We start from the raw sequence: 13,650 nt of genomic DNA on the forward strand, positions 1-13,650 counted from the left end.
CCAAGTGGTCTGACCACGAACACTACTACTATAATAATCGAAGTGTAGGGAAATTGTCCATTATATTTTCACAACGACATTTTCGTCACCGATAATTTCTCGAAGTGCTCCTAGGCATTCTTCACTTGGATGAATTGATAAACTTCGAGATAATTGTACCATTTTATGTTCCTTTTCATAATAAATTAGTACTTTCGCAAAACCTGAATAATCAAACAATATTTTCGTAACCTGATTTAAAATCTTTTTCTCATACTGAGACGGCAATTTCACATAAACAGATGCGTCTTTCTTTTCTTCATAAACATCCATTTCTTCTAACGGATATAGTCCATTTACAATCCATTGTAGCTTATGATTTCTTAGCTCAATCGTACCGTCAACTAAAACAATGGCCCCTTCTTGTAACTTGTCTGAGAAATGTATATACGTTTCAGGGAAAACAACTGCTTCCATTTCATCATTTTGATCACAAAATGTAATAAACGCCATCTTTTGCAACTTTTTCGTACGAATCACTCTCACACTAGTTATATACACGATAGCCCTTTGTACTTTTTTCTTATGTCGCATCGCCTGAGCGAGAGATGGAATTTCTAATTCTTTTCCTAACTTCGCATACTGTGCTGTCGGATAGCTCGATAAATAAAAGCCAAGTGCTTCCTTCTCTTTATTTAACTGTTCAATAAAAGAGAGCTCTTCTCCTTGTACATATTTTGATTTTGGAACAGCATCTCCTAAATCACGGGCAAGATTTGCGTACTCTAACGCTCCTTTAAGGCTTTTCCATAAATTCGTTCTCGAAACACCAAAATCGTCAAAACATCCCGACCAGACGAACGCCTCTAAATTTCGCTCTGTTACAAACTTCGATGGCATACGAAGACAAAACTCAAATAAATCTTCGAACATTTTTTTCTCTCGTTCTTCTAATAATGCCGTCACTGTAGCCATCCCGATATTTCGAATCGAAAGTAAACTGTAACGTATTGCATTTCCTTCTATTTGGAAGTTGTAACCACTTCTTTGAAGAGATGGCGGCAAAACATGAAAACCTTTCCGCTTCGTTTCTCGTATATACTGCACAATCTTATCTTCATTTCCAATTGCACTTGATAATAGTGCTGTCATAAATTCCAGCGTATAATTCGCTTTTAAGTAGGCAAGCTGATATCCGATCATACTGTAAGCTACAGCGTGACTTCGGTTAAAACCGTAATTCGCAAATCTTACAATTAAGTCGTAAATTTTATTTGCTGACGTCTCTTCATAACCGTTTTTCAAACAACCTTGCACAAAATGCTTACGTTCCTGATCTAAAATATCACGATTCTTTTTACTCACTGCACGGCGCAATAAATCCGCTTCTCCAAGCGAAAATCCAGCTAACTTCGAGGCAATTTGCATAATTTGTTCTTGGTATACAATTACACCGTATGTTCTTTCTAAAATCGGCTTTAAATCTGGGTGTAAATATTCAATCTTTCTTTTTCCATGCTTCGATTCAATAAAGGTTGGAATTTGTTCCATCGGTCCTGGTCTGTATAGCGAGTTAACAGCGACGATGTCTTCAAATTCATTCGGTTTTAACCCCCGAAGTACATTTCGCATACCGCCTGACTCAAGCTGGAATACCCCTGTTGTATCCCCTCTTCCTAACAATTGGAACGTCTTTTCATCTTGAAGAGGTAGATTTCTTATATCAATTTCTTTCCCTGTTTTTTTCACGATAAACTTTATTATATTTTCAAGTAACGTTAAATTACGTAATCCTAAAAAATCCATCTTGAGCAACCCAAGTTCTTCTAATGCATCAGCTGGATATTGCGTAACATAAACATCGTTATGCCCTTCTTGGATTGCTACACTTCCCGTTAACGGTTCTTGACTCATAATAACGCCAGCTGCATGAATAGACGTATGACGCGGTAAGCCTTCTACACGCTTTGCAATCTCAAATACACGTTCATGCAAAAGATTTCCTTGAATAAACTCACGAAGCGATTGTGATTCTTCATAAGCATCTTTTAACGTTATACCAAGCTTTGATGGGATAAGTTTTGAAAATATATCAATATCTCTCGGCGGCAGCCCCATTACACGTGCAATGTCTCTAATTGCTGCTTTCGCCGCAAGTGTACCAAATGTTACAATTTGCGCAACGCGGAGCTGACCATATTTATCTTTCACATATCGAATCATTTCATCACGTCTTACATCTGGAAAATCGATATCAATATCCGGAAGCGTCACACGTTCAGGATTTAAAAATCTTTCAAATAATAGCTCGTATTCAATCGGATCAATATCTGTAATTTCTAATACATAAGAAACAAGTGAGCCAGCTGCTGATCCACGGCCTGGTCCTGTTAAAATCTGATTTTCATGCGCATACTTCATAAAGTCCCATACGATGAGGAAATAATCACTAAATCCCATGCGAGAAATGACATTTAATTCATGATTCAAACGCGCTATATGCACTTCTTTCGGCGTACCATATCGTTTCCTCAAGCCTTCTTCACAAACACGGCGCAAGTATGTATCATTCGTCTCGTTAGATGGAACCGGAAATTCCGGTAATTGATTTACATGGAACCGTATTTCCACTTGGCAGTGCTCCGCGATTTTTATTGTGTTTTGAATCGCTTCCTCAGCATGAGAAAATAGTGCTCCCATTTCATCTGATGACTTTAAATAATATTGATCCGTTTTCAGCCTCGGCCTATCTGGATCAGTCATTTTCGTTCCACTTTCAATAGATAATAAGCATTCTTGAACAAGTGCATCACTTTGATTGATGTAGCGTACATCGTTTGTTGCAACGACTGGAATGTTTACTTTATTAATAAATTCAGGTAGCTTCTCTTGTAAAAGCAGCTCATCTTGAATCGCATGATGCTGCAAACTCATATAAAAATTACCGAACATATTTTGATATGCGCGAGCTACTTCTTCAGCTTGACTCTCTTTGTCTTCTAATAATAATTGTTCAATTTCTCCATCTTTACCTGGTGAAATTGCAATTAATCCTTTCGCATAATGTGCTAGCCACTTCTTAGGAATACCTTCTTTTGACTTTGTCATAATGCTACTAGAAATCTTTAATAAGTTTTGATACCCTATTTCATTTTCGGCAAGTAATACAAGGGGATAAGACCTTTCTTCTTCTTCACTAAAAATAGACGCCGTTAAACCGATAATAGGCTGTATACCATGTTTCTTACATGCTTTATAAAACGGAATAACACCATACATAACATTTTCATCTGTAATAGCCAGTGATGAAAAACCGAGTTCTTTCGCCCTGACTACAAGCTCATCAATTTTACAAGCACTTTTTAATAAACTAAAAACGGTTTGACATTGTAAATGCACAAACTTCACTGTTGTACCCTCTCTTTACCTATTTGACTACTTTCATTATAGGTGATGAGGAAAGCGGAAATCAAAACATACTTCTTATACTTTGTCCATATATATGAAGAAGAAAGGGGAATGACGATGGATGTAAGAGAACATACTTTTTTCTCTCTGCTTATTATTAGTTATTTTATTGCCTTTGGGGTTATGCTTGGCGGTTCATTAATTGGTGGATTTGGTGCATTTCTTATCGGAAAACCAACTCTAACTTACATTAATCAATTCGCCCAAAATTTAAGAATTTGGGCACTCGTTGCGGCAATCGGTGGAACATTTGATACCTTTTATAGCTTTGAAAGAAGTTTTTTTGGCGGGGATATGAAAGATATCGCAAAACAAATTCTCCTTATCTTTTTCGCAACTGGTGGTATGCAAACGGGTCTTATTATTATTAAATGGCTGACGCAGGAACATGTATGAGAGTACCAAGTGCCAATACAGCAAAAAGGTGGTATTCGGTTTTAGCTGGTGCTGCTGTTGGAGGCGTGTTGAGCTGGTTTATTTTTTTGTACATATACGGTGTTTTTCAACAAGAACAAGCTAGTAAAATTGCACAGCAACGAGAAATTATAGAAAAGCAAGAAGCAAAGCTCCACGTCCTTCTCGAAGATCAAGAAAAATTGAACACAGAAAACAAACGACTCTTAACTATTCAAGAGATCAAAATAAAAATTATAAATCGAGAAAAATATGATTTAGACAACCTTACACTTGAAAATATGACCACTTCTATCCATAATGACCTCCAACATCTTTTAACGAAAAACATTCAAAGTATCGCAAAAAATAAAGACCTACTCAAAAAGGCAATCGAAAATAAATCGTACAAACATTACGATCGTATATACCGTTTTAAAGTCGATACAATATCTTTTGATACTGTGCTTGAAATTAGCATTGCTATAGAGAAAGAAAAATAAAGAAGGAGGGCTTTAGCGCCGCTCCTTCTTGTCGTTTTAACATATAATCTTATTTACAAATCTCACGTAAATCAGCAAATAGACGATCCGCTTCTTCCCAAGAAGATGCTTTTGCACCAGAAGCCATCGGATGTCCTCCGCCGTTATATTGCATTGCTAATTTATTTATAACTGGTCCTTTTGAACGAAGGCGAACACGAATCACATCGTCTTCCTCTAAAAATAGAACCCACGCCTTTAATCCGTCAATATTACCAAGTGCTCCAACAACACCAGATGCTTCAGAAGGAAGTACGTCAAACTCTTCTAATACTTCTTTCGTTAATTTAATGTAAGCTGCTCCTTCTTCTACCATCGTAAAGTTTTGTAAAATATAACCGTTTAAACGAGCAATCTTTTCTTTCGTCTTGTACATTTCATTGTATAAATCTGTGAATTTCACATCCATGTCAACAAGTTCACTTACGTAACGAAGTGTTTTCGCTGTTGTATTCGGGAATAAGAAACGACCTGTATCACCAACAATTCCCGCTAAAATAAGACGAGCTGCTTCTTTTGTTATCTTTAACCCTTTATCTTTTCCGTAACTATAGAACTCATAAATCATTTCACTTGTAGAGCTCGCTGTCGTATCGACCCACGTAATATCTCCATACGGATCTTCATTTGGATGATGATCAATTTTAATTAACATTTTCCCTTTTGTATATCGTTGATCACAAACACGTTCTTGGTTCGCAGTATCACATACGATAACAAGCGCATCTTCATATACACTATCTTCAATATCATCCATTACTCGTAAAAACGATAAAGAAGGCTCATTGTACCCAACCATATAAATGTTTTTCTCTGGAAACGATTCTTGCAAAATTGTACCAAGACCACACTGAGAACCTAATGCATCTGGATCTGGACGCACATGACGATGGATAATAATTGTATCAAACTCTTTAATTGCTCCTAAAATTTGCTCATGCATATGTATAATCTCCTTTTTATTCAACTTCTTCACTTTATCCCGCATTAACGTGCAGTAAGACTCCCACCTCCAAACATATCGAAAACAATGAGACAAGGTTAAGTGGGAGATCCACTGCACGTAAAAGCCCGATTGGTTCAACTAATAATTCGTGTGGGGAAATATCCCCTACACGAATTAAAGTTTCACTTTATCCTTCATTATAACGGAAAGTATTTCATACATGCGAACAATTGCTTTATAATAAAAGTTAGAAAGTTTAGATATTTCTTTTTTCTCCACTATTATTTTTCACAAAGCGATGGGAGTGTGCATTATGCCAGTATTAGTCTTCTGTATTATCGTCTCATTTATGTTGTACCTCTTCTACAAAACAAAATACTTTCGTACAAACCGCCCGATGGAGAAAGGTTGGCTCTCAGGAAAATCCGCTATGGCACTCGGTTCATTCGTCTTATTCTTCGGGATAAACCAATTCTTTTTAGAACTCTCAACTGCCCGTATTATCGTTGGTGTTTTATTTGTTTTATTTGGCAGTGCAAGTACATTTAATGGATTTCGCCAATATAAACATTTCTTACCATTAGCAGTTAAAGAAGCCGAAGCTTATGAAGCAACGTAAAAAAGCATCAACATTGTGATGCTTTTTTACGTCCTCTAACTTTCAAAATCATATATGCAACAAACGCAGAAGGTATATTAAATGGATTTCCTTGCACATGAAAATGTAATTGTTCTTCTTCAAAAGACATTTTTTCATATAGTTCTCTCTGAGATAATCCTGTCCGTTTCTTTTTTTCATTTAATCCTTGTATGTATAAATATTGGAACGGTATCATCACAAGAAAATAAAAGAGTGCGATACCACCAAAAAAGAGCACTTCTGATGACATATTGCATACCGCCTTCCTGAAATACATTTTCTTACAATATAATTATACCATAGTATAAACTTAAATAGAGATAATATTCTGTCTTTTTTTACGTTACCTTCCCATTATTTTTCCCACTCCACCTTATACATATTCCGCTAAAACTCACATCTTTAATAATGGTTTCAAAACTTAAACTATCAAAAAAAGATGGAACAAATCAAAACGATTTGTTCCATCTTTTTATTTATCGATTAATTGCACCATAAGCAATGCTTTTCCAACAACATTACCTTCATGATGCACTTCTACATCAACCTTACCAAATTTACGACCGATTTCTAATACTTTCGGATGAACCGATACAACATTATCAATTTGAACCGGTTTTACGAAGTAAATTGTTAAGTTTTCAACAATTAAATCGCTTTTCTTTTGCGCACGAATGACGCGAGTCGTTGCTTCCGTCACAATTGTTGCAAATACACCGTACGATAACGTTCCGATTGAATTCGTCATCTGTGGCGTCACTGAAAATTGATATAGATGCTCATTTTTCGCTTCTTTCGGCGTCATAAATTGATTCGTTACAATATCATCGATCGTTTCGCCGACTTGTGGTTGACGCTGAATCATTTGCAGCGCCTGCAGTACATCCTGACGGCTAATAATACCTTGCAGTTTATTCCCTTCATCCACAACAGGAAGTAATTCAATGCCTTCCCATACCATCATACGTGCTGCAGCTGCGACAGACATTTTACCGTTCACTGTAATCGGATGTTTTGTCATAACTTTATCAATTGGCGTTTCTTTTACGACACCAATCATATCTTTAGAAGTCACGATACCTAATACCTTTTTATTTTCATCAACGATTGGATAACGTCCATGCATTGTCTCCTCGTTGTACGCATGCCATTGCTGCACTGTGTCATCTGGCTTTAAATATAACGTCTCTTCAATTGGCGTTAAAATATCTTCGACAAGTACAATCTCTTTCTTAATAAGCTGATCGTAAATAGCACGGTTAATTAACGTTGCAACTGTAAATGTGTCATAGCTACTTGAAATTATCGGCAGTTTTAATTCATCTGCTAATTTCTTCACATGATCTTCCGTATCAAATCCGCCCGTAATCAATACTGCCGCTCCTGTTTCTAATGCTAATTGGTGTGCGTTCGTACGATTACCAATGATAAGTAAGTTACCAGCTTCTGTATAACGCATCATCGCTTCTAATTTCATAGCTCCGATTACGAATTTATTTAATGTTTTATGTAGTCCTTCTCTGCCCCCAAGTACTTGACCATCGACAATGTTAACGACTTCTGCATATGTCAGTTTTTCGATATTCTCTTTCTTCTTTTGTTCAATTCGAATTGTTCCGACACGTTCAATTGTACTAACATACCCTTTATTTTCTGCATCTTTAATGGCACGGTAAGCTGTCCCTTCACTTACACTCAAATCTTTCGCAATTTGCCTTACAGAAATTTTATGCCCGACTGGCAGGCTATTAATATGTTCTAAAATTTGATTATGTTTGGTAGCCAAGTGGTTTCACCATACTTTCTTTTCCCTTAATTCTTCATGTGTTGTATTTTCAGTATACTATATTTTCAAAACTGTTACACTCTCTCTTTGTATATCTGTACCAATTTTTTTATAACAAAATGAACCTTACATTCTACCCGTCACTCCATTACAACAATGTAATGCTATTGTCATCTCGTTCGATAGTTAGTCCACTCGATTCCCTATACAATTAAGACAAGAAATGAAACAAAGGAGCGAATACATGATGAAAAAATTTTTAGAGGTTGTAGGTGCTGTATTTTTAGCTTTCGTAGATGGGAAAAAAGTTGCAATGGAATTGAATGAAACACCTGAACAGCCACGTACAAAAAGAAAAGAATCACCAAAACAAGCACAAACTTTAAAAGCTGTACTGCATACGTAAAAAACCCTTCACTTGTCTTTTCAAATGAAGGGTTTCTTTTCTATAGTGTAATACTTTCTCCAGCTTCTAATACTTTCCCTGTACCATTTTGTAGCTTTTCTACAAATTGATATGGATCTTGTTCAATAACTGGGAACGTATTGTAATGCATCGGTACAACAGTTTTCGCATTAATCCATTTTGCCGCTAACACAGCATCTTCTGGTCCCATTGTGAAATTATCACCAATTGGTAAAAATGCTACATCAATATCATTCAGTTCTCCAATTAACTTCATATCAGAGAATAGAGCTGTATCTCCTGCATGGTAAACAGTTTTCTCTTCTGCTGTAAATAAAATACCCGCTGGCATACCTGTATATGTAATTGTCTTATTTTCTTCATCAATATAACTAGAGCCGTGGAAAGCTTGTGTAAACTTCACCTTTCCGAAATCAAATTCATGTGAACCTCCAATATGCATCGGATGTGTATTTATACCTTGCCAACTTAAAAATGTTGCTAGTTCAAATGGAGCTATCACAACTGCATTATTTTTCTTCGCAAGCTCTACTGTATCTCCAACATGATCACCATGTCCATGCGACAAAAGAATTGCATCCACTTTTACATCTTCAGCCTTTAAATCTGTTTTCGGATTTCCTGTTAAAAACGGGTCAATTAAAATAACTTTTCCATTCGCCTCAATTTTCACAACTGAATGCCCATGATAAGATATTTTCATTACTACATTCCTCCCCTATTCACATTCTCACTTTTTATTCTACATGATTTCTCAATTTCCTGTCTTTTCTAACATCTATTTACTTGTCATAACGCTTTCATCCGAGGTAAAGTTATATTTGTAATTAAATATCTCGGGGGTGCCAATCGATGAATGCTAGATTAGAAAATTTAATGCAATGGCTAAAAGAAAAAAACGTAGAAGCTGCGTTCTTAACTTCTACACCGAACGTCTTCTACATGACAAACTTCCACTGTGAACCACATGAAAGACTTCTTGGTATGTTTGTATTCCAAGAAAAAGAGCCTATTTTAATTTGTCCTAAAATGGAAGAAGGCCAAGCACGTAACGCGGGCTGGGCACATGAAATTATTGGATTTACTGATACAGACCGACCATGGGATATGATTGCAAAAGCAATTAAAGATCGTGGTATTGATGCGAAGGCAGTTGCAATTGAAAAAGAACATTTAAACGTAGAACGTTACGAAGAATTAACAAAATTATTCCCAAATGCAGCTTTCAAATCAGCTGAAGAGAAAGTTCGCGAGCTTCGTTTAATTAAAGACGAAAAAGAACTTTCTATTTTACGTGAAGCAGCTAAAATGGCAGACTATGCTGTTGAAGTTGGTGTAAATGCAATTAAAGAAAATCGCAGCGAGCTAGAAGTTTTAGCAATCATTGAGCACGAATTAAAAACAAAGGGCATACATAAAATGTCATTTGATACGATGGTATTAGCAGGTGCAAACTCTGCTCTTCCGCACGGTATTCCAGGCGCAAACAAAATGAAACGCGGCGATTTCGTACTATTTGATTTAGGTGTAATCATTGAAGGTTATTGCTCTGACATTACACGTACAGTAGCATTTGGTGAACTTTCGGAAGAACAAACTCGCATTTACAACACTGTACTTGCTGGACAATTACAAGCAGTTGAAGCATGTAAACCAGGTGTTACACTTGGCGCAATCGATAACGCTGCTCGTTCTGTTATCGCAGATGCAGGTTACGGAGACTTCTTCCCACACCGCCTTGGTCACGGACTTGGAATTAGCGTCCACGAATATCCAGATGTAAAAGAAGGCAACGATTCTCTATTAAAAGAAGGTATGGTCTTCACAATCGAACCAGGTATTTACGTGCCAAACGTAGGTGGCGTTCGTATTGAAGATGATATTTACATCACAAAAGATGGATCAGAAATTTTAACGAAGTTCCCGAAAGAATTGCAGTTTGTGAAATAATAAAAAAGGCAGCGTGATTGCTGCCTTTTTCTATTTCTCTACTATTTCAAATTTCTCTACAATCATTTTTGCTGGATAGCTTTCAAGTATTTGAGAAGACCATACTTTTATTTTATCCCCTGTTTTTAGTTTATTATATGCATCTTTCTCCTTAAAACTCAGGACTATATCTGATGGATACTCTTTATTCATTTGTTGTTCCATATAATTTCGTAACTCTACTTTTGTTTCAAACGTCTTATCACCGACAAAAAACACAGTGTCATTTCTTACTATAATATATCCTTCTTTCGGTACTGCTTTTACCGCTACTGGCTCTACTTGTGTAGTACACGCTGATAATACAAGTAGAAAGACACTTAAAAATATATACATAGAAATTTTCATATTCCTATTCATTTTTAACTCCCTACTCTATTTTGCTATTTCCGCTTTAACACCATCTTCTCTTCATACTTATCATTCCATTTAATCACAACCTCTATCGGTTCATCTTTAGATAGGGGTACACAACTTACACAAGAAGACTTCATTTCAACCTTTGCTCCTTTATGATTTTCTGACGTTTGTGTCATTGTACTAAAGGCTCCATTAATAGCAATCTCTAAATTTTTCAATTCTGTATTTCCATCTCCGCCCTTATATTGAAACGTAAACATGCCATCTTCACTGTCATCCTCAATATGGCCTTTATATTGCCCCTTCCAACTTTTGCTCTCGCTAGAAAAAGTAACATATGAAATTGAACAACTTCCTAAAAAGAAAATACTAATAAGAAAGAATAATGCTCTCTTCATAATGTACCTCCATTCAAAAGCATTTATTTCTTGTCTATTCCTTCCTCTCATTATACTATTAATATACAGAATTTTCTAAAATAGGAGGGTTTAAATGTTACAACAACAATTAGAAGAAATTCGTAATAATAATTACAGACTAGATAACACACTTCATATTGATTCTTTAAGTTCCAGCATGCTTGAGCATATCGGTGTTACTGATAGTTATTTAAGAGACAAACTTATTTACTCTACTTTTTATCATCTCATCAAAAAGGACTACATTTCACATACACAATTACAGAAATTATTATTAGAAAGCATCAGCGAAAAATATTTATTTTATAAGATTCATTCAGATGACGAAGATAGTGTATTTACCCGCGCATTTACAACATTATTAATCGCCCTCATTATAGATGCGGATACAAATCATAATTTCTTATCACAGACTGATATTTCAAATGTAAAAGATCAATTAATTTTATATATGAACAAAGAACATGACTTACGAGGCTATGTCCAAGAACGTGGCTGGGCACATAGTATCGCTCATGCTTCCGATACATTTGAGGCGCTTGTGAATAGTCCTAAACTGGAAACTTTACATTACGAAGAAATATTACAAACTTTATTAAACAAAGTTTGTGTTCATTCCATCTATTACAAATACGAAGAAGATGAGCGTCTCGTTTATCCTATTGTCGCAATGCTACAAAATGGTCTAAAAGAAGAAGTACTCATATTAGCCCTTCGTGATTTAGCAACTCAATTACAAGTTCAAAAACAAACACTACATATTGAATCGTATGAGTTTCTATACGGAAATATAAAATCTTTCTTACGTAGCTTATTTTTCAGACTACGTACACTGTCTATCTGTGAAGAAACCGAATGCGAAATTGAAAAATTACTACAAGGACTTCGCCAATATTACTAAAAAAAGAAGGCTCTTTAAAAAGTGCCTTCTTCTATTTCACTAATATTTAATTGAAATTTTACGATCCAAACTGAGAAAAGGTGGACAAGAAGCGCAAACGCCATACATGCTCCGCTTAAAAAAGTTAGTATAGGATGCGAATACACGTGCCCCAATCCATAGGATATCGCCACGAAAAACATTGTTATGTAAATATAAATTGCTCCATGTATTTGCCTCATATAAACCTCCTTTTCCCATATTATAACATAAATTTTCTGATTATTCACATTAATCACTTGTAATCAATATTTCTCAACTGTTACACCTCTAACAGCCGCCTTAATATACGGTGCTCCTTGTAAACTTTGTAAATCCTCTGTTTTTCCTGTTACGACTACACCGTATATTGGTAGGTCTTTTGGTTTGATGTTTTTTATTTCTTTATAATATTGTTCAAAATAATCACTTGGTATACCTTCACTATTTTTTGCTAAATACTTCATTTGGTATAGAAACTCTTTTGAGTTTATTGTTACATCATTTTTCACATCTTCTTTTACTTTTGCATAACTCCCTTCAAATCCAAAAACATTTCTAGCCATTTCCGCATTTAATATTGCGCCATTTTTAGGATCTTTTAACCCTACATAAGAATCACTTTTCTTTTCATTATATGTATCTACCCAAAACCAAACTGGCTGTACACTTTTTGGAAGCATTTCAGTAATTTGTTCAGCTGTATACGATTTATCAAAAGATAGGGCCACTTCCGCAACTTTATTTTGCAAATCCCCGATATTTTTCAGATCATCTACATAATTTTTATAAGTAACGAAAGGTAAATAAAACCTCATTTCCCTTTGCATTGTTTGTACATTATAATCTGGTATCACAACATCCTCTCCCCCCCTTTTTTCCTCATCTAAACTAACAAGTTCACCATTGTAGTGCTTCATACTATAACTCCATATACCAGATTCATATATATCATTTACCCACTTCACTGGCTGACCGGCTATATTTTTATAAGAATTATATATTACTGTACTTCCTGTCATACCAAGACTTAAATACATACTTCCGCTGAAACGGATATTAGGCCCCTGAACCATATGTAGTGCATTCATTTCTCTTTCCATTTTTCTAAACGTTTGCTGAGAAAAATACATTGCTCCCAAAAACAAACTTACTATAACAATAATGGACGCAAAAATAGAAATAAGCCAGTTTCGCCAAAACTGCTTCCTCTTCGCTCTCTTCATCAAAGTCTTCATCTGCTTATCATCCATATTCAAATCAAAGTCCTTCCGACTCATCTTTTCTCCTCCTATACAATTTCTTAAATTGATTTCTCGCGCGGTACAAACTTGTTTTCACTGTTTCTTCTTTCATACTTAATAAAATGGCAATTTCCTTATAAGATAGTTCATATTCATATTTCAACAGTAAAATATGACGATAATCATCCGTCATCGTCTCCAATATTTCTTGTACTTCACCTTGTAGTTCACTTGTCAAAAGCACTTCATCCAATGACTTTTGACCAATAAGAACAACCGATTCAATTGCAATGGGATTTAATCTTTTTTCTTTACGGTATAAATCTCGGTGCTGATTGATCGCGACCCTAAATAGCCACGGTGTTAAATGCTCTAATGGTATTTCCTCCATAAGCAATAAAGCTTTATATAACGTATCTTGCACAATATCTTCCGCTTCTTTTCTATCTGCTCCAATCTTAATTAAGTATCCAAACACGGCTTTTGACTTCTCTATTAATAACGATTCAAATGTATCATGGCTCATCCTGCTCTCCTT

Annotated in this window: 16 protein-coding genes; 6 read left to right on the forward strand and 10 right to left on the reverse strand. The window is 35.6% G+C overall.

What is annotated here, in order from left to right:
- Window positions 1-60 precede the first annotated feature (60 nt).
- Window positions 61-3,387, reverse strand: coding sequence for a DNA polymerase III subunit alpha (gene dnaE / locus COI75_RS17670; RefSeq protein ID WP_000673715.1), 3,327 nt, complete (start codon window positions 3,385-3,387; stop codon window positions 61-63).
- Between the two features lie 42 nt (window positions 3,388-3,429).
- Between dnaE and COI75_RS17675 the strand changes: the two genes are divergently transcribed.
- Together COI75_RS17675 and ytrI are read left to right on the forward strand one after the other, a co-directional pair.
- Entirely contained in the window at window positions 3,430-3,843 is a 414-nt protein-coding gene (locus COI75_RS17675; RefSeq protein WP_141530811.1) for a YtrH family sporulation protein, read from the forward strand.
- Complete coding sequence (gene ytrI, locus COI75_RS17680) at window positions 3,840-4,343, forward strand: sporulation membrane protein YtrI (protein WP_001265742.1); 504 nt, start codon at window positions 3,840-3,842, stop codon at window positions 4,341-4,343. The genes COI75_RS17675 and ytrI overlap by 4 nt, the downstream gene beginning before the upstream one ends.
- A 49-nt stretch (window positions 4,344-4,392) precedes the next feature.
- Here the strand turns inward: ytrI and COI75_RS17685 are convergent, their stop codons facing one another.
- Window positions 4,393-5,325 carry a DHH family phosphoesterase gene (locus tag COI75_RS17685; protein ID WP_000545124.1) on the reverse strand — a complete coding sequence of 311 codons (933 nt, stop codon included), beginning with the start codon at window positions 5,323-5,325 and terminating at the stop codon, window positions 4,393-4,395.
- 316 nt (window positions 5,326-5,641) lie between these two features.
- Here COI75_RS17685 and COI75_RS17695 point away from each other — a divergent pair, with 316 nt between their 5' ends.
- The gene (locus COI75_RS17695) at window positions 5,642-5,947 is read left to right on the forward strand and encodes a YtpI family protein (protein WP_001144769.1); all 306 of its coding nucleotides are present in this window, start codon (window positions 5,642-5,644) and stop codon (window positions 5,945-5,947) included.
- A gap of 7 nt (window positions 5,948-5,954) precedes the next feature.
- On the opposite strand, the gene COI75_RS17700 is transcribed toward COI75_RS17695, so the two are convergent.
- Together COI75_RS17700 and COI75_RS17705 are read right to left on the reverse strand one after the other, a co-directional pair.
- Window positions 5,955-6,218 carry a DUF3949 domain-containing protein gene (locus COI75_RS17700; RefSeq protein ID WP_000093749.1) on the reverse strand — a complete coding sequence of 88 codons (264 nt, stop codon included), beginning with the start codon at window positions 6,216-6,218 and terminating at the stop codon, window positions 5,955-5,957.
- A 222-nt stretch (window positions 6,219-6,440) separates the two neighbouring features.
- Window positions 6,441-7,754, reverse strand: coding sequence for a CBS domain-containing protein (locus COI75_RS17705; protein WP_000201578.1), 1,314 nt, complete (start codon window positions 7,752-7,754; stop codon window positions 6,441-6,443).
- A gap of 244 nt (window positions 7,755-7,998) precedes the next feature.
- Here COI75_RS17705 and COI75_RS26980 point away from each other — a divergent pair, with 244 nt between their 5' ends.
- Window positions 7,999-8,160: a hypothetical protein gene (locus tag COI75_RS26980; protein ID WP_000976016.1), complete on the forward strand. Its 162-nt coding sequence runs from the start codon at window positions 7,999-8,001 to the stop codon at window positions 8,158-8,160.
- Between the two features lie 40 nt (window positions 8,161-8,200).
- Here COI75_RS26980 and COI75_RS17715 read toward each other — a convergent pair whose 3' ends face one another.
- Complete coding sequence (locus COI75_RS17715) at window positions 8,201-8,884, reverse strand: metal-dependent hydrolase (RefSeq protein ID WP_000704430.1); 684 nt, start codon at window positions 8,882-8,884, stop codon at window positions 8,201-8,203.
- Between the two features lie 149 nt (window positions 8,885-9,033).
- On the opposite strand from COI75_RS17715, the gene pepQ reads away from it, so the two are divergent.
- Window positions 9,034-10,131, forward strand: a complete 1,098-nt coding sequence (gene pepQ, locus COI75_RS17720) for a Xaa-Pro dipeptidase (RefSeq protein WP_000994022.1) — start codon at window positions 9,034-9,036, stop codon at window positions 10,129-10,131.
- Between the two features lie 30 nt (window positions 10,132-10,161).
- Here pepQ and COI75_RS17725 read toward each other — a convergent pair whose 3' ends face one another.
- Both COI75_RS17725 and COI75_RS17730 read right to left on the reverse strand, forming a co-directional pair.
- Entirely contained in the window at window positions 10,162-10,530 is a 369-nt protein-coding gene (locus COI75_RS17725; RefSeq protein WP_001081410.1) for a DUF3221 domain-containing protein, read from the reverse strand.
- A gap of 23 nt (window positions 10,531-10,553) precedes the next feature.
- A complete protein-coding gene (locus COI75_RS17730) occupies window positions 10,554-10,928 on the reverse strand; it encodes a hypothetical protein (protein WP_000816739.1) in 375 nt (124 codons plus the stop codon).
- Between the two features lie 94 nt (window positions 10,929-11,022).
- Here COI75_RS17730 and COI75_RS17735 point away from each other — a divergent pair, with 94 nt between their 5' ends.
- The gene (locus tag COI75_RS17735; protein ID WP_000941485.1) at window positions 11,023-11,850 is read left to right on the forward strand and encodes a DUF2785 domain-containing protein; all 828 of its coding nucleotides are present in this window, start codon (window positions 11,023-11,025) and stop codon (window positions 11,848-11,850) included.
- A 14-nt stretch (window positions 11,851-11,864) separates the two neighbouring features.
- Here COI75_RS17735 and COI75_RS17740 read toward each other — a convergent pair whose 3' ends face one another.
- From COI75_RS17740 to COI75_RS17750, 3 genes are all read right to left on the reverse strand, one after another.
- Window positions 11,865-12,071: a hypothetical protein gene (locus tag COI75_RS17740; protein ID WP_001248905.1), complete on the reverse strand. Its 207-nt coding sequence runs from the start codon at window positions 12,069-12,071 to the stop codon at window positions 11,865-11,867.
- 63 nt (window positions 12,072-12,134) lie between these two features.
- Window positions 12,135-13,148 (reverse strand): anti sigma factor C-terminal domain-containing protein, encoded by a 1,014-nt coding sequence (locus tag COI75_RS17745; RefSeq protein WP_000087166.1) that lies wholly within the window; start codon window positions 13,146-13,148, stop codon window positions 12,135-12,137.
- Window positions 13,129-13,638 (reverse strand): RNA polymerase sigma factor, encoded by a 510-nt coding sequence (locus COI75_RS17750; protein WP_000017718.1) that lies wholly within the window; start codon window positions 13,636-13,638, stop codon window positions 13,129-13,131. The genes COI75_RS17745 and COI75_RS17750 overlap by 20 nt, the downstream gene beginning before the upstream one ends.
- Window positions 13,639-13,650: the final 12 nt, after the last annotated feature.

This window comes from Bacillus cereus (assembly GCF_002564555.1).
GTDB classification, from domain to species: Bacteria; Bacillota; Bacilli; order Bacillales; family Bacillaceae_G; genus Bacillus_A; species Bacillus_A cereus_K.